Genomic DNA, 17,612 nt, shown 5'->3' on the forward strand with positions numbered 1-17,612 from the left:
TTTAACTAAATAATTTTCAAAAAGAGGCGGTTATTTCGCTTTCCAGTATTTTCTCAAATCCAGTGTGTTTGGATATTCGGGGTCAATCAATTCAACCGGCGTATCACTTCTCAGGTCTTTCTTCGTTTCTGCAACAAAACGGGAAACGGCTGGTGAGGATTTATCCAGAATAGGAACTTCCTGGCCAAAAGAAGGCGTATGACCAAAACCCTGGAACAAACTGATCTTTCTTGATTCTGCTTCAAAACTGTTCACAGGATGCGTATCGAAACTGCGGCCACCCGGATGGGAAACAAAATAAGTACATCCTCCTAAAATACGATTGTTCCAGGTATCCACAATATCAAAAACCAATGGCGCATCTGCTCCGATGGTTGGATGTAATGCGGACGGCGGATTCCACGCTTTGTAACGTATACCAGCCACAAATTCGCCTTTAATCCCCGAACTTCTCAACGGCACGCGGCAACTGTTGCAAACCAGAATATGACGACCTTCAATAAATCCGCTCACTTTTACCTGAATTCTTTCCAGTGAAGAATCTACAAACCGGGAAGTTCCTGAATTGGTTAATTCTTCACCCAAAACATGCCATGGTTCAATACCCAAGCGGATTTCAAGCTGAATATTATCAACCGTAATTCCTCCATAAAACGGAAAACGGAATTCAAAGAACGGATCGAACCAGGAAATATCAAAGTTATAGCCGGCGTCTTTCAGATCGTTCACCACATCAACCATATCCATGTATGCGAAATGCGGCAGCAGGAAACGGTCGTGCAATTCGGTACCCCAACGGATTAATTTATGCTTGTAAGGTTGTTTCCAGAATTTAGCAATCAGCGCACGAACGAGCAAGGTTTGCACCAAATTCATATGTTTGTGCGGCGGCATATCAAAGGCACGGAATTCCAGAATACCCAGTCGGCCCGTTGACGAATCCGGAGAATACAATTTATCCATACAGAATTCCGAGCGGTGGGTATTACCGGTAATATCTACCAGTAAATTCCTGAAAATCCGGTCGACCATCCAGAACGGAATTTCTTCACCATCCGGAATTTGTTCAAACGCAATTTCTACCTCATATAATTTTTCATCGCGACCTTCGTCGATACGCGGTGCCTGACTTGTAGGGCCAATAAAAGGACCGGCAAACAAATAACTAAGCGCCGGATGGTGCTGCCAGTAGGTTACCAGACTTCTCAGCAAATCCGGTCGGCGCAGAATCGGACTGTCCGCAGGTTTTGCACCACCGATGGTCACGTGATTTCCTCCACCTGTTCCGGTATGGCGACCGTCAACCATGAATTTATCAGTTCCTAACCGGGAGAAAAATGCTTCCTCATACAAAGCGCTGATGTTATCCACCAATTCCGTCCAGTTTTTCGCCGGATGAATATTTACTTCAATTACACCAGGATCCGGCGTAACGATCAATTTTTGTACACGATAATCTGACGGCGAAGGATAGCCCTCAATCCGAACCGGCATTTGCAGTTTTTCAGCGGTTGCCTCGATGGATGCCATCAAGTCCAGATAATGTTCCAGATAATCCGTTGGCGGAAGATAAACATAAATAATGCCGTCACGCTCCTCTACGCAAAGCGCAGTTTTGATGATCGGAACTTCAAAAAGCAATGCCTGTTCCGGCGCTTTTTCTTTCTTTACCTTTTTATCTTTTTCCTCATCCTCATCTTCAATTACCTTATTATCCGGCGCAACGTACGCTGGTGCAACCGTTCCATATCTCGATTCTACAACCGATTTGTATTCACCTAGCGGCGGTAAATCTTCAAACGGACTGCGCTCAATCGGCTGCTCTCTTTTGTCTTTTGCAACTTCTGGCAAAGAATCAAGTGGAAGCCTGAAACCCATCGCCGAATTTCCCGGAATTAGGAAGCAGTTTTTACGACGGAATTCCCAGGCACAGCTCGACCAGTTTTCATCTTTTACATTATATTTCAAAGGCAAAACATAGCCGGTTGGATTGTTCAGGCCTTTTTGCAGTAATTGGGCCAGTGTTCTTCTTTCAATTGAATCTTTAAGATTTACCTGCAACGGATCAATATTGACAGGTAATTTCCCTTCTTCCATCGCCCAATAAACCGGATCTTCATAAGCCGGTGTGATATTATTGGTATCGATTCCTAAATATTTTGTCAGCTCGGTTGTGAACATTTCTGCGTCACGGAAAGTGTATTTTGTCTCACCTTCTTTCGCAACCAGCGCATCGTTTTTCCACATCGGCAAACCGTCATTTCTCCAGTAAAGCGCATATTGCCAGCGAGGAAATAATTCACCCGGGTACCATTTTCCTTGTCCGAAGTGAAGCAAACCACCATGTGCAAAACGGTTTTTCAATCGCAAGGCAAGATCATAAGCCAGTTGCCTTTTCAAAGGACCATCCGCAGCCGTATTCCATTCAGCACCTTCAAAATCATCAATGGAAATGAAAGTTGGCTCTCCACCCATGGTCATCCGCACATCACCTTCCTGCAAATCTTTTTCCACATCGTGGCCGACCTGCATGATTTTATTCCATTGCTCTTCTGTATACGGTTTCGTTACCCGCGGATCCTCATGGATACGGAAAACACTGTTATCAAATTCAAAAGTCACTTCGCAAACATCCGTCGCTCCCGAAACCGGCGCGGCACTGGCATAGTCAGGCGTACAGCAAAGTGGAATATGGCCCTCACCGGCTAAAAGTCCGGACGTAGCATCCAGTCCGATCCAGCCCGCACCCGGCACATAAGCTTCAGCCCATGCATGCAAATCTGTAAAATCTTCTTCCGGACCAGACGGACCATCCAATGATTTGATATCAGAAGCAAGCTGAACCAGATAACCAGACACAAATCTTGCGGCAATGCCCAAATGTCTCAAAAACTGGACAAGCATCCATGCAGAATCCCGGCATGAGCCACTTCTTGTCGTCAGCGTATCCTCGCAAGTCTGCACACCTGCTTCCATCCGGATGTTATAACCAATAGAATTAAAAACGCGCTGATTTACATGGACAAGAAAGTCAACTATTTTGGTGCCATTTGCTGGTTTGTTTTGCTCAATCCATTCCATCAGCTTCGGGCCGGATTCTCGTGGTTCAAGGTAAGGACCAAGTTCCTTTTTTAAACCTTGTTCATAAGCAAACGGAAAATTCTCGGCATACTCCTCCACAAAGAAATCAAAAGGGTTAATCACCTGTAATTTGGCAATTACTTCCACCTCAATACTTAGTTCTGTCGCCTTTTCCGGAAACACAACCCTTGCCTGGTAGTTACCAAAAGGATCCTGCTGCCAGTTTATAAAATGATTTTCGGGTGTGATCTTAAACGAATATCCTTCGATGGCCGTACGGGAATGCGGCGCAGGACGTAATCTGAAAACATGCGGTGACAATGCAACACTCCTATCAAACTTGTACTTGGTCTTATGTGAAATAGCAACTTTTATAGCCATAGTTGGAGAATTACAATAATCTATGATAATTTGGCAGCAATGAATCTTGCTTGCTCTAAAAAAATGTATAATACGTATTTTTCAAAATATATCTCCACAAGAATTTATTTTAGCAGAATTTCCTGTGATTTTAATTTATTTAAATACAAATTTTTCGAAACCGAACCCGAAGGTAAGAAGATAAACTACGAAATCGGCTGTCGGCAATCGGCAGCCGGCCAAAAAGTCGCTCTTTCATTGTTTGAAGGCCGAAAGCTGATTGCCGATAGCCCTATGATATTCAACTAAAAGGTGCGTAATTCGTCATGGCTAATGCATAATCCGGGGATGATTCTCCGGTATATGTTTTCCCAAATTTTCTTTGTACCCTGAATTTAATACCAAATACTTTTATAAAAATGAAAATTGCAATCATTGGCTGCGGAAACATGGGACTTGCCTTCGCCCGCGCATTCCTGAAATTTGATCTTGTCAAAAAAGAAGATTTTTTACTGGTTGAAAAAAGCGACGACCGCATGGAAAAGCTCAGCAGCTTTCAGCCCGGCGTAATTACCGGCTCCATAGGGCCGCAGATCGGAACGTATGATCTCATCATTTTATCCGTCAAACCACAGGATTTCGCTTCGGTTCAGGAATCTTTGCGCGCAGTGATTACGCCAAAACAGGTCGTATTATCTATTATGGCTGGTGTTACCATTGCCAATATTCAAACGGTACTGGATCATAAAGCTGTGATCCGCGCCATGCCAAATACACCGGCCATGCTCGGTATGGGCATTACTGCGTATACGGCTTCACCGGAAGTTGATATGACCCAGCTTCGTAAAGTCGAAAACCTGATCAACGCCACCGGCCGTTCTGTTTTTTTGGAAGAAGAAGAGCAATTAAACGCCGTAACCGCATTAAGCGGCAGCGGACCAGCGTACTTTTTCTACGTAGTAAAAGCAATGATTGAAGCAGGAAAGAAAATGGGTTTCGAAGAATCCGTAGCCGCGCTTTTGGTAAAACAAACAATGCTGGGTTCTTTCCATTTAATTAACACAGCTGACAAATCTTTGGACGAATTGATCAAAGCGGTTGCTTCAAAGGGTGGTACTACGGAAGCGGCTTTGAAACAATTTGAAGCTGGGAATTTAGATGGGGCTTTGATTGGGGGGATTTTGGCGGCGCGGGAGAGGTCGGAGGAGTTGTCGAAGGGGTGAGGTGGAGGTAATTTAATTATAAAATTAATTTGTAGGCGCTATAAAATAGATTCAGTCTTTTGCCCTAGGTTTAGTTAAAAACATAAAGTCGGAAATTATTACTTTAAGATTATAATCCACTTCAACGGACTAACAATATGCAAATAGACATCAGAGGAAAAATTCACGAAAAAAGACTTGCTTTTAACAATACCTTGCTTCCAGTATATGAAGCAATTGTAAACTCAATTCAAGCAATTGAAGAAGATAGTGCTACCGAAACAGGCATAATTCAAATCGATATTATCCGTTCAGCTCAAAAAGAAATTGATTTTGGTAAAACCGATATTTTACCTGAAATAGTTGACTTTCAGATTAAAGACAATGGAATTGGCTTTAACGAAAAAAACTACGAATCATTCAATTTCGCCCATTCTACTTACAAATTCAGCAAGGGAGGAAAAGGAATTGGACGATTCACATGGCTACGAGCATTCGGTAAAGCTGAAATTGAAAGCCGATACTTCGAAAATGATATTTGGCATTTACGTCAATTTAATTTTGAGCCGACAAAAACAGGTATTGAGAAACACAAACTTGAAGAAGTTAACGGAAAAGCTGAAAGATATACGACTGTAAAGTTAAAAGGGCTAAAAGAAGAGTATAAAAAATGGTGTAATAATCATGCAGAGGATATAGCCTTGAAAATTATTGAACATTGTTTCATTTATTTTTTAAACAAGGAATGCCCAAGAATAGTAATAAATGACTTTGGAAAAAAAATTATTGTAAATGACTTATTCAATTTGTTTACCAAAGGACAGGTAAAAACTACACAAATTTCAATAAGAGAAAACATATTTAAATTAAATCTAGTAAAGCTTTATAGTAATAAATTAGATAATAAAATTCACTACTGTGCTAATACACGAGAGGTTCTGGATGACAAAATTTCCATTGATATTCCTGAATTGGATAATTTTCTCGTTGACAGCGAAGGCAAACCATTTTCTATTGCAATTTATGTTGAAGGGGATTTCTTAAATCAAAATGTAAACGACGAAAGAACAGCAATTTCATTCTCAAAAGGAGAAATTGAATTTCCTGATCAAACAACACAGGAAGAATTACGGAATGCTATAACAGAAAAAATATACTCAGAATTCACGGAGCAAATTGAAGAACTTTCATTTACAAGAATTGCCAAAGTCAAAGAATTTGTAAATCATCATCCAAGGTACAAACAGCTTTTAAAATATAAGTCAAATGAGTTGAAAAGAATACCATCAACTCTGTCGGATGAAAAAATGGAATTGGAACTTTTCAAAATTCAACAATCCCTAGAGCTAGATGTAAAAAAAGAAGCATCAGCAGTTCTAAAATTCATTGACAATGAGGAACATCGAGAGAAATTCAATCAAAATCATCAAGAATTATATCTTAAAATTATTGAAGTAGGGAATTCTAAACTTTCTGAATATGTAATTCATAGAAAATTAGTTTTGGACTTGTTTCAGAAGTTATTAAATGAGAAAGCAACAGAAAAAGCAGTTCATAATTTAATTTTCCCATTGCAGACACTTTCGGACGAAATCGGATTTGAAGATCATAACCTTTGGATGATTGATGATAAATTGTCCTATCATAAATATTTGGCTTCAGACAAGAAATTTAAGAAAATAGACCCTGTAAATTCTTCCTCAAACGAAAGACCTGATATAATCGTCTTTAATAGGCCATTTGCATTCTCAAACGATAACAAACCATATGAATCAATAGTTTTAATTGAGTTTAAACGACCAATGAGGGACGACTATTCCGATGATGAAAACCCAATCCAACAAATAAATCGATACGCAAGAGAAATCATTGAGGGGGAGACAAAAGATAAACACGAACGTGAATTTGATTTTAGAAAAAATACACCGATATACGCATACATAATTTGCGACCTGACAAAAAAAATAAAGGCATACGCAAAAGATAGCGGTTTCAGACCCTTACCAAGTGGAGACGGCTTCTTCTTCTTTAATGAAAATTACAATATGTATGTTGAAATCATGAGTTTTGACAAAATCCTCAACGACTCACGAGAAAGGAATAGGGTGCTATTTGAAAAATTAAACATCTCGTGATAAAAAGGTATATCGAGTTTTGTTATAAACGTGAATCCTAACAATCCGACCTTTTGGTTGTAATCTTCAAATGAAAAACATCGACAAAAAAAGCCTTGAAAATGCTTTCCATTTATTTGAATCCGGCGACATCGACAACATAAAAACCGGAACAACGGAAGGCTTACAACAGATCCACAACTATCTGTTCGAAGGACTTTATGATTTTTCGGGGAAAATACGTACTCAAAATATCTCAAAAGGTGGATTCAGATTTGTGTCAGCTTTGTATTTGAATGAAATTCTGGTCAAAATTGAGTCAATGCCTGAAAACACATTTGAAGAAATTATTTCTAAATATGTGGAAATGAATATCGCTCATCCATTTATGGAAGGAAACGGCAGAACAATGCGTATTTGGCTGGATTTGATACTAAAAAAAAATTTGAAAAAAGTAGTGAACTGGCAATTTGTGGATAAAACACTTTACCTGCAAGCCATGGAACGTAGCCCAATTAATGATCTGGAATTAAGAACTTTGCTTTTTGCCAATTTGACCGACGAAATTGATAACCGGGAAATTATTTTTAAAGGAATAGAACAATCCTATTATTACGAAGGGTATCGAAAGGAAGATGATGATATTTAATATCAATACCAGCAGACAGAATACTAACGCAAAATTTCCTGCATTGCAATTGCAGGAAACTCTCACCAGAGTGAGAGAGATAAGTTGAACAAATAATATGCTCATCTTTTCAAGGTGCAAGAAAATTGTAACAAAGAGAACTCGTCCGACAAATTCCTGCCAGCTTTTTCGAACAAACATCAATAAAACAATCAAAACTCTCGACAGTGTTGAGAGAAAGTAACCGGGTTCATTTCATATTGTTGCAAAAGCACGAAACGTCCCTACGGAACGAAGCCAGCTTGATATATTTATCACTATTCCTACCAACCAGTCGTCCCGATGGGACGTTTTGTCGGTAGAAGTCGATTTTAAATTCTGAAAAGAACGTTCCATAGGAACGATTTGTGAGGATATACGACAAGATGAAATAGATTCAAACAACTACGACTTTACAAATAAATCAAAAAGCGAATTTTATTTGCTGCATAGAATATAATCCCATGCCAGACAGTGTGGGATTTTTTATTATCAGTGAAACCCAAGTCGAATTTGCAACTTTTAATTCTCTAAAATTAGCTCTATCAGACAGATACCGCTAAAAAAGAATTCACCAACAAACTTTTTTCAAAAATAATTACGCTTAATAATTATTTGCAAACTTTTAAACGATATAAAAAACGTATCAAACTGATATATAGTTAATTATGATTATTTTTTGAAAACTTTTTAAATTTTAATGTTTAGGAAACTTAACAAATAATTAACTTTGATAAATCGGCTATACTTCAAAAAGACTAAAAATATAGAATATGGAAATAACGAAACCATCTGAAAATAAAACCACTTACACATCAGATGAAGCCTATCAGCAATCGCTGGAATATTTCAAAGGCGACGATCTTGCGGCACGGGTCTGGGTTAATAAATATGCATTAAAGGATTCTTACGGAGCGATTTTCGAGGCAACACCAAACGATATGCACCGTCGTATCGCCAGTGAAATTGCGAGAATCGAAGTTCGTTATCCAAATCCAATGACGGAAGATGAGATTTTTGATCTGATCAAAGATTTCAAATACATCATTCCACAGGGAAGCCCGATGACCGGAATTGGTAATCCTTATCAGATTGCCTCGCTGTCCAATTGTTTCGTGATTGGAAATAACGGCGATTCAGATTCTTACGGCGGGATCATGAAAATCGACCAGGAGCAGGTTCAGTTGATGAAAAGACGTGGGGGCGTTGGCCATGATTTGTCACACATCCGCCCAAAAGGTTCGCCTGTTAAAAATTCTGCCTTAACCTCAACTGGTATTGTTCCGTTTATGGAGCGTTTTTCAAATTCCACCCGTGAAGTGGCTCAGGATGGAAGAAGAGGCGCTTTGATGCTTTCGGTTGCGATAAAACATCCCGATTCCGGCGATTTCATCAACGCCAAATTGGAACAAGGCAAAGTAACCGGCGCGAATGTTTCTGTACGTATTGATGACGCTTTCATGCGTGCCGTTGAGGCGCAACAGCCGTATACACAACAATACCCGATCGATAGCAAAACTCCGGTTTATACCAAAGAAATCGACCCCACTGCGCTTTGGAAAAAAATCGTTCATAACGCATGGCAATCGGCTGAGCCTGGAATTTTGTTCTGGGATACGATTATCAGGGAATCTTTGCCGGATTGTTATGCCGATCTGGGATACAAAACGGTTTCGACCAACCCATGCGGCGAAATTCCGTTATGTCCGTATGATTCCTGCCGTTTGCTGGCAATCAATTTATTTTCTTACGTTGAAAATCCTTTCACTAAAAAGGCATCTTTCAACTGGGAGCTTTTCAAAAAACACATCAACGCCGCGCAGCGTATGATGGATGACATTATAGACCTGGAACTGGAAAAAATTGATGCCATTCTTGAAAAAATAAACGAAGATCCGGAGGACGATGAAATCAAACGCACGGAGAGAAATCTTTGGCTGAACATCCAGACTAAGGCAAGAGAAGGCAGAAGAACTGGCATTGGTATTACAGCCGAAGGTGATATGCTGGCTGCGCTTGGCTTGCGTTACGGAAGCGACGAAGGTTCTGAATTTTCTGTTGAAATCCATAAAACAATTGCGCTGGAAGCTTACCGTTCATCTGTGAATACCGCAAAAGAACGTGGTGCATTCACCATTTTTGACGCAGACAGAGAGAAAAATAATCCGTTCATGCTTCGTTTAAAAGAAGCGGATGGACAGCTTTATTACGAAATGCTGGAACACGGGCGTAGAAATATTGCGCTTTTGACGATCGCTCCTACGGGTACAACCAGTTTGATGTCTCAGACAAGTTCTGGTATCGAGCCGGTATTTATGCCAGTTTACAAAAGAAGAAGAAAAGTGAATCCGAATGATCAGGACGCACGTGTTGATTTTGTGGATGAGGTTGGTGATTCTTGGGAAGAATATGTCGTTTTCCACCACCGTTTCAAACAATGGATGGAGGTGAACGGCCATGATCTGACAAAAAATTATGGTCAGAAAGAATTGGACGATCTGGTAAAACAGTCGCCATATTACAAAGCAACATCCAATGATGTAGATTACCTGAAAAAGGTAAAAATGCAGGGTGCAATCCAGAAATGGGTGGATCATTCGATCAGTGTGACGATCAATATGCCGAATGATGTAACCGAGGAATTGGTTGGTGAATGTTATCTGGAAGCCTGGAAAGCGGGATGCAAAGGTGTTACGGTGTACCGCGACGGATCACGTTCAGGTGTTTTGATTTCAAATGAGGAGAAAAAAGAAGAAGATAAAATCAGCAACACGCCGTTCCCAACCATAAGACCACAGATTCTGGAAGCTGAGATTGTTCGTTTCCAAAACAAAAAAGATAAATGGATCGCTTTTATCGGTTTGATCGATGACAGACCATATGAAATTTTCACTGGTTTTGCTGATGATGAAGACGGAATTTTGATACCAAGATGGGTTAATGAAGGTTTGATCATTAAAAACCGTGAAGCTGACGGAAGTTCACGTTACGATTTCCAATACAAAAACACGCGTGGATATAAAACGACGATTGAAGGACTATCTCATAAATTCAATCCTGAATATTGGAACTACGCAAAATTGCTATCCAGTACATTACGCCATGGAATGCCGATTGAAAAAGTCGTTGATCTGATCAGCAGTTTGCAACTGGACGAATCAATTAATACCTGGAAAAATGGTGTGGCCCGTGCACTGAAACGTTATGTTCCGGATGGAACGGAAGTTAAAAAGCAAAAATGCCAGAATTGTAATTCGACGAATTTACTCTACCAGGAAGGCTGTCTGACTTGCAAGGATTGTGGTTCTTCGAAGTGTGGTTGAGAATTTAATAAATTATAATACACTGTAAATCAAAGAAGTCAATTCTAAAAGGTTGACTTCTTTTTTTATATCTTAAAATTCTGATCAGAAAATATCCGAAAGTTTCAATTCCAGTCCCGGAAGCACATCGTCGCCGGACAGTTTTTCATCAAATGAAACAACCTCGTAATCAATACCACTTCCTGCTCTGTAAACATAAGTTTGTCTTTTTCTCGGATCAATCAACCAGCCGAGTCGTATACCATTCTCAATCCATTTAACCATTTTATCCTTCAAATCTGACAATTCATCCGATTCCGACATAAGCTCGACAATAAAATCAGGACATACGTGTGCAAATCTTTTGAGGTCGGATAACGGTAATAATGCTAATTGCTCATTCGATATCCACGCAACATCCGGTGCGCGCATAGAAGAATCAGGCAATGTGTAACCACCATTCGAATCTGATACGCGACCTAAACGCGTTTTACGATTCCAAAGGTTAATCTCAGTCAACAAATCGCTATTTCGAAAACTTGTTTCAATTCCGGTAGGTGGCATAATGATAATTTGACCTTTTTCATTTCGCTCAATACGCAATTCAGGATTAGCTCTGCAAAATGAATAGAGCTCGTCATCAGAAAATACGTCGATTTGAGGAATATTGATTGCTAACCGCATAAGAATCTTTTTTTATAAAAATAAAGAAAAGATATTACAAATGCCTGTTTGATTAATTATCATTCATTCCTCGCTAACAATATTATCTGAAACAGAAGAAGTCAACACCGGGCATAACCAGTGTTGACTTCTTAACTTCTTACCAGGAATGAAAACTAAATCAATTACTTCGTCTCCTCAACAACTCCCAAATAATTAAACGGAGTAATTTGTCTCAACTCTTCGCGAATACTTTCAGCAACATCCAACGTTTCGATAAAATGCGAAATCGATTCGTGTGTGATTTTTGCATTTGTACGTGTCAACGATTTAAGCGCTTCGTATGGTTTTGGATACGCCTCGCGACGGAGAATGGTTTGAATAGCTTCCGACACAACTGCCCAGTTTTCTTCCAGTTCTGCTTTCAGCATATCTTCATTAAGCTCCAATTTACCTAGCCCTTTGATTAAAGAATTAAGTGCGATCGCCTGATGCGCCAACGGAACACCAATATTACGAAGTACCGTTGAATCTGTTAAATCTCTCTGCAGACGTGAAATTGGCAACTTCTGAGCAAAATGCTCGAACAAAGCTGAAGCCAATCCAAGGTTTCCTTCCGAGTTTTCGAAATCAATCGGATTTACTTTATGTGGCATAGCTGATGAACCAACTTCACCCGCTTTAATTTTTTGTTTGAAATAACCCATGGAAATGTAAGTCCACATATCCCGGTTAAGGTCTGTCAGGATTGTGTTAACTCTTTTCAGGTTATCAAAAATCGCTGCCAGGTTATCATAGTGCTCAATTTGTGTGGTATGGCGACTCCGTTTTAAACCCAATCCATCAACAAAATGATTTCCAAAAGCCATCCAGTCCTGTTTTGGATAGGCTACATGATGGGCGTTGAAATTTCCTGTTGCACCACCAAATTTCGCCGAATGCGGGATTTTATCTAACATTTCCAGCTGACGTTCCAGACGCTCAACAAATACCAGAAATTCTTTTCCAACACGCGTCGGAGAAGCTGGCTGTCCGTGGGTGAAAGCAAGCATTGGAATATTTTTCCACTCAATTGACATTCTTTTCAACACAAAAAGAACCTGGCGGAACAATGGTTTGATCGTTCTTTCCAAAGCATCTTTCAACGAAAGCGGAATGGCTGTGTTGTTTATATCCTGAGAAGTAAGACCAAAATGGATAAATTCCGAGTATGCCTCAATACCCAGTTTTTCAAATTCTTCTTTGATAAAATACTCAACCGCCTTTACATCATGGTTGGTTTCTTTCTCAATATCCTTGATGTGAAGTGCATCCTCTTCATTAAAATCCTCGTAAATCTTACGTAAAGAAGAATAAAGTTTCTTATCAAATTCTGAAAGCTGAGGAAGCGGGATTTCGCAAAGCGCGATGAAATATTCTACCTCAACATATACTCTGTAATAGATTAAGGCATATTCAGAAAAATAAGAAGAAAGCTCAGATACTTGCTTATAATAGCGACCGTCGACCGGCGAGATTGCCGTAAGTTGATTTAATGACATGATTTACAATGCAGAAAGATAAATTTTGATACAAAGTTAGTAGAAATCACGAGGAGAAACTTGTATAACAGGTATGAAATATTCTTTTTGGTATTTGTCTAGGTTATTTTGATACTATTTACATATTTGCTTAACAAATCTTTATCACAATACATCCTCATGCAGCAAACCCCATTTATCGGAGAACTGGTCGGCACTATGATCATTATTTTATTAGGAAACGGCGTCGTTGCCAACGTTGTTTTGAAGCAGACAAAAGGGGAAAATGGAGGATGGATTGTTATTACAGCTGGGTGGGCATTTGCGGTGATGTTTGGTGTTTTTATTGCCAACGCTTTCGGAAGTCCCGGAGCGCATTTAAATCCGGCAGTGACGATAGCATTTGCTGTTTTGAAAAATGATTATAGTAATGTTTTCAGTTTTATAACTGCTCAGTTAATTGGTGCATTTCTTGGTGCAGTACTCGTTTATTTTCAATATCTGCCTCATTGGAAAGCCACTGAAGATCCGGGCAGCAAACTTGCTTGTTTTTCTACAAATCCTGCGATCAAATCACCAGTAGCCAATTTTTTAAGTGAATTTATCGCTACAATTATTCTAATTATTGGAATTGCAGCCATTGGTTTTTCCGGAACTTCCGATGTGCAGCGGGGACCGATTCCTTCGGGCGTCGCGCCATATCTTGTCGGTATGCTGGTCTGGAGTATTGGATTATCCTTAGGTGGAACGACCGGTTATGCCATTAATCCTGTACGGGATTTAGGGCCAAGAATTGCTCATGCCATTTTACCAATCCACAAAAAAGGATCTTCTGAGTGGGGTTATGCCTGGGTTCCCATTGCCGGGCCTATCTTAGGCGCCATTGTCGGAGCTTTTATCTTAAGAATGTTTTCTTTTTGAGTTCTATGTTAATTGACAAAAACCTCATCCATAAAAACCCAGGCTTTTTCACCTTTTCCCGGATGCCATGCAGGAAGTTTTGCCAAAGGTTTTGCAATGACTTTTAAACAACTGATTTCTTGTGAAGGGAAATCAAAATCAAATACCATATTTTCTGAATTTGGAGTGGTTTTATCTGGCATTTTTGGGGTCAGTACCTTAAGCAATTTCATCCTTTTTTCATCATTGCCTCCCCAAACTTCGATCCTGGTTGGCGGGAAAATATAACCACCAACATTCCGGAGCATACTGATCGTTACACTTTGCGCTTTAACCGGTTTTTTGAAATATAAATAAGCCTGCAAATCCTGATCGCGATACCCCAGCCATTTTCCGCTTGAAGTAGAATTATCACTTTTAATACCATCATTCAATGTTTTATTTCCTTGTGCCGGATATTTTAAATCTGCTTTTGTAATCAACCTCACGCTATCAGGATGAAAAGTAGATTTAAAGAAAAATTTCTCGACCGGCTTACTTCCATACCAACCTTTTTTGAAAGCTTTCGCAATGAGTTTTGTATTTTTATCAACTGGAAAAGGTTTGTTATAAACCGTCGAAGTTGTGCTATCCGGCTCTTTTCCATCCAATGAATATCGAATAACAGTTCCCGGAATCTGATGTTTCATACTAATTAATGTATTTTCGCTAAGCACTGGATCTTCATTTTCTATGATTGGAGGATTCAGATTCAGCACAACAGTATCACCTGCAAAGCCAGTTTCATAACTGATTTTAGAAGACTTTTTCAAAGCAAGCATTTCCTGCTTTGTCAGATCTGTATTCCACACATAGACATTTTTCAAAGCAGGAATTTCTGAAAGTGCCTGGATTTGCGGCAGTTTTACTTTCGTACCACTTATTGACAAACTTTTAAGTTTTGTCAATTTTTTTAACTCAGGTAAGGCAGAACCGGTAATATCTGTAAAATTCAGGATAAGTTTTCGCAACTCGGTAAACTGCGAAATTGTTTTCAGATCTTCATCTTTCACAGGCATTTTGCTTAGATCCATTGCAATGATCTGTTCCTTCAAAGGTGCCAATGCAGCGATATCTTCACTTTTGAAATTAGCACGATTGTAAAAATTCACAGCCAAAGCCGGTGATTCAGCTGCAACGGACTTTATCAGACGATAGGTTGAATTCAACTCTTTAATTTTATCCGGACTTGCAGCACTGAAATCATATTTCTCTTCTGCCTCAGAACCTGCCAGAACATTCTGCGCATAACTATATATCGGGTTTTGAGGACTGACGGATTTCACCATCTCATCAAACCGTGAACCGCCTTTTATCCAGGCTTCCAGTAAAGCAATTTCATCATCGGTAAGCGGTGCTTTTCCTCTCGGCGGCATGTGTTTTTTGTCGTCAAGAGGCAAATGAACGCGGGTTAATAAAACTCCCAGGTCAGCTTTTGTGGTATCCCAGGGCGTTCCTTCTTTCCCTCCTTTTGCAAACAATTCCTTGGTCTGCATTTGCAAATTGCCCTTGGATTTTTGCGCATTATGGCAAGAAATACATTTTTGCTCTAAAATAGGTTCTACCAGATCAGTGTAAACGTTTGCTTCTTCAAAGGTTACTTTGTCATTTTCAACTACGGCAAGCTGCATAGGCGCCGTCAGGAAATCTTCTCCATGTGTAATATTTCCGCCCAAATGTCCGCCGACTAAAAGCATGACCAGCAGCGATACAGAAATAACTTTTGCAGGAATTTTCCAGGGAGGCAAATATTTTTGAAAACTATACCAAAAAATACTGGCAACTGAGATTATTATACCGAGCCATTTGTGCCAGAAAATTGCATCTTTTTCATAACCACTTTCTTGTGATAGTACAAAACCGGAAAATGCAGCAATTGCAGCAGTTACTATACCGATCAATAAAAGTGTATCGGCCAAAGTCTCATTCCATTTGCTGGATTCTTTCTTTTCAATAATAAGAATCCAGAACGAATAAAGCATTAAGACAACCAAAGGGAAATGCAAAACCAACGGGTGCATACGTCCCAGAGATTGCATCCAAACAGGCACTACAAACCTGTTTTCAAAAAGTAAAAGAAAAATTAAAAGGCCGTTCAGGAAGAAGGCAAAATTATAAATCCATCCCTTCCAACTTGAAAAAGAACGGCCATTCGGTTGTGATGCTGACTCCATTTAAGCAATAATTCCTTTTACTAACTTGCCAGCAACATCAGTAAGCCTGTAACGGCGTCCCTGATGTTTGTAAACTAATTTTTCGTGATCCAGGCCCAATTGATTTAATATCGTTGCATGGAAATCATGCACATGCACGGGATCTTTTACAATGTTATATCCAAATTCATCCGTTTCACCATATACAATACCTGGTTTTACACCACCGCCAGCCATCCAGACCGTAAATGCTCTTGGATGATGATCACGGCCATAATTATCTTTTGTTAAAGTACCCTGGCAATAATTCGTCCTACCAAATTCTCCTCCCCAGATCACGAGTGTTTCATCCAGTAATCCGCGTTGTTTCAAATCTGTTATCAATGCGGCGGACGATTGATCAACATCCATACATTGACCTTTAATTTCATTTGGCAATCCGCCGTGACTATCCCAGCCCTGATGATAAAGCTGAATAAAACGAACGCCTTGTTCAGATAACTTCCTTGCTAAAAGACAATTGGCAGCATAAGTTCCTGGCACCAGACATTCCGGTCCGTACATTTTGACGATAGACTCCGGCTCTTTGCTCATATCGGTGATTTCAGGCACAGCGGTCTGCATACGATAAGCCATTTCATATTGCTGAATTTTCGCCGTCACTTCGGGATCTGCAAATTCATCAAAAGTATTTTGGTTTAACTGGGAAAGTTTGTCAAGCATTTTGCGCCTTTCTTCCCGGTTCATTCCATCGGGATCGTTCAGATAAAGTACCGGATTTTCGCCGCTGCTGAATTGCACGCCCTGATGAACAGAATCCAGAAATCCGTTGGTCCACAATTTAGAATAAACCCCTTGTCCATTTCCCTTACCACGCGACAAAAGCACACAAAATCCTGGCAAATTCTGGTTTTCACTCCCTAAACCATAACTCAACCAGGAACCCATACTCGGACGATTTCCAACCTGAGCGCCGGTTTGGAAAAAGGTCAAAGCCGGATCATGGTTAATAGCTTCCGTATTAAGTGATTTTATAATACAAAGATCGTCGACAATTTTGGACATGTGCGGCAGTAACTCGCTCATCCATGCCCCCGATTTTCCATATTGGGCAAAGTTAAATACTGAACCTGCAAGTGGAAATTTTGCCTGGTTGGCTGTCATACCTGTTAACCTTTGACCTGCCCGAATGGATTCTGGCAAATCCTGTCCATGCATTTTATTCAGCATCGGTTTGTAATCAAACAAATCCAGCTGGGAGGGCGCACCGTTTTGAAAAAGGTATATCACCCGTTTTGCTTTGGGAGCAAAATGTGGCAATCCAGCCATAAGCTCATTTACATCGCTCTCGCCTCCACCTTTGAACATATCAGGTATCAGCAGGGAACCTAAGGCAGCACTTCCTAAACCCAAACTTAATTTGGATAAGAAATGCCGGCGGTTCGTATTCAAACCAAAATCAAAAATCGGTTTTTCCATTTTTCAGTTTTTTTTCTAACCGCACCGGCGGCCCGGCGCAATAGACGCTATGGGTTTCGCAATAGACACAAGACTGGACTTCAATCGCGTCCATTGCGTAAACCATTGCGTCTATTGCGGTTAAGTTTTAGG

10 protein-coding genes are annotated in these 17,612 nt (G+C 40.0%); 5 read left to right on the plus strand and 5 right to left on the minus strand.

What is annotated here, in order from left to right:
* Positions 1-30 precede the first annotated feature (30 nt).
* Positions 31-3,462 (minus strand): transglutaminase family protein, encoded by a 3,432-nt coding sequence (locus BMY70_RS25690; RefSeq protein ID WP_090340149.1) that lies wholly within the window; start codon positions 3,460-3,462, stop codon positions 31-33.
* Positions 3,463-3,860: 398 nt separating this feature from the next.
* Here BMY70_RS25690 and proC point away from each other — a divergent pair, with 398 nt between their 5' ends.
* From proC to BMY70_RS25715, 4 genes are all read left to right on the plus strand, one after another.
* Positions 3,861-4,664, plus strand: a complete 804-nt coding sequence (gene proC, locus BMY70_RS25700) for a pyrroline-5-carboxylate reductase (RefSeq protein ID WP_090340154.1) — start codon at positions 3,861-3,863, stop codon at positions 4,662-4,664.
* A gap of 137 nt (positions 4,665-4,801) precedes the next feature.
* Positions 4,802-6,778: a hypothetical protein gene (locus tag BMY70_RS25705; protein ID WP_090340157.1), complete on the plus strand. Its 1,977-nt coding sequence runs from the start codon at positions 4,802-4,804 to the stop codon at positions 6,776-6,778.
* Positions 6,779-6,848: 70 nt separating this feature from the next.
* Complete coding sequence (gene fic, locus BMY70_RS25710) at positions 6,849-7,406, plus strand: protein adenylyltransferase Fic (protein WP_090340160.1); 558 nt, start codon at positions 6,849-6,851, stop codon at positions 7,404-7,406.
* A gap of 791 nt (positions 7,407-8,197) precedes the next feature.
* Positions 8,198-10,747 (plus strand): adenosylcobalamin-dependent ribonucleoside-diphosphate reductase, encoded by a 2,550-nt coding sequence (locus BMY70_RS25715; RefSeq protein WP_090340163.1) that lies wholly within the window; start codon positions 8,198-8,200, stop codon positions 10,745-10,747.
* Between the two features lie 84 nt (positions 10,748-10,831).
* On the opposite strand, the gene BMY70_RS25720 is transcribed toward BMY70_RS25715, so the two are convergent.
* Positions 10,832-11,410, minus strand: a complete 579-nt coding sequence (locus tag BMY70_RS25720; protein ID WP_090340168.1) for a Uma2 family endonuclease — start codon at positions 11,408-11,410, stop codon at positions 10,832-10,834.
* Positions 11,411-11,574: 164 nt separating this feature from the next.
* On the minus strand, positions 11,575-12,930 hold the full coding sequence (gene purB / locus BMY70_RS25725) for an adenylosuccinate lyase (RefSeq protein ID WP_090340172.1): 1,356 nt from the start codon (positions 12,928-12,930) through the stop codon (positions 11,575-11,577).
* A 159-nt stretch (positions 12,931-13,089) separates the two neighbouring features.
* Here purB and BMY70_RS25730 point away from each other — a divergent pair, with 159 nt between their 5' ends.
* Entirely contained in the window at positions 13,090-13,830 is a 741-nt protein-coding gene (locus BMY70_RS25730) for an MIP/aquaporin family protein (protein ID WP_090340175.1), read from the plus strand.
* An 8-nt stretch (positions 13,831-13,838) separates the two neighbouring features.
* Here the strand turns inward: BMY70_RS25730 and BMY70_RS25735 are convergent, their stop codons facing one another.
* A complete protein-coding gene (locus BMY70_RS25735; protein WP_090340178.1) occupies positions 13,839-16,022 on the minus strand; it encodes a chitobiase/beta-hexosaminidase C-terminal domain-containing protein in 2,184 nt (727 codons plus the stop codon).
* Positions 16,023-17,480, minus strand: a complete 1,458-nt coding sequence (locus BMY70_RS25740; protein ID WP_090340182.1) for a DUF1501 domain-containing protein — start codon at positions 17,478-17,480, stop codon at positions 16,023-16,025.
* Between the last annotated feature and the right edge of the window lie 132 nt (positions 17,481-17,612).

It is taken from the genome of Dyadobacter koreensis (assembly GCF_900108855.1).
GTDB lineage: Bacteria > Bacteroidota > Bacteroidia > Cytophagales > Spirosomataceae > Dyadobacter > Dyadobacter koreensis.

What these genes read in the sequence shown, in the direction of transcription:
- BMY70_RS25690 (WP_090340149.1), bottom strand. Translation starts at nt 3,462, where the DNA reads ATGGCTATAAAAGTTGCTATTTCACATAAGACCAAGTACAAGTTTGAT.
- proC (WP_090340154.1), top strand. Translation starts at nt 3,861, where the DNA reads ATGAAAATTGCAATCATTGGCTGCGGAAACATGGGACTTGCCTTCGCC.
- purB (WP_090340172.1), bottom strand. Translation starts at nt 12,930, where the DNA reads ATGTCATTAAATCAACTTACGGCAATCTCGCCGGTCGACGGTCGCTAT.
- fic (WP_090340160.1), top strand. Translation starts at nt 6,849, where the DNA reads ATGAAAAACATCGACAAAAAAAGCCTTGAAAATGCTTTCCATTTATTT.
- BMY70_RS25720 (WP_090340168.1), bottom strand. Translation starts at nt 11,410, where the DNA reads ATGCGGTTAGCAATCAATATTCCTCAAATCGACGTATTTTCTGATGAC.
- BMY70_RS25705 (WP_090340157.1), top strand. Translation starts at nt 4,802, where the DNA reads ATGCAAATAGACATCAGAGGAAAAATTCACGAAAAAAGACTTGCTTTT.
- BMY70_RS25735 (WP_090340178.1), bottom strand. Translation starts at nt 16,022, where the DNA reads ATGGAGTCAGCATCACAACCGAATGGCCGTTCTTTTTCAAGTTGGAAG.
- BMY70_RS25730 (WP_090340175.1), top strand. Translation starts at nt 13,090, where the DNA reads ATGCAGCAAACCCCATTTATCGGAGAACTGGTCGGCACTATGATCATT.
- BMY70_RS25740 (WP_090340182.1), bottom strand. Translation starts at nt 17,480, where the DNA reads ATGGAAAAACCGATTTTTGATTTTGGTTTGAATACGAACCGCCGGCAT.
- BMY70_RS25715 (WP_090340163.1), top strand. Translation starts at nt 8,198, where the DNA reads ATGGAAATAACGAAACCATCTGAAAATAAAACCACTTACACATCAGAT.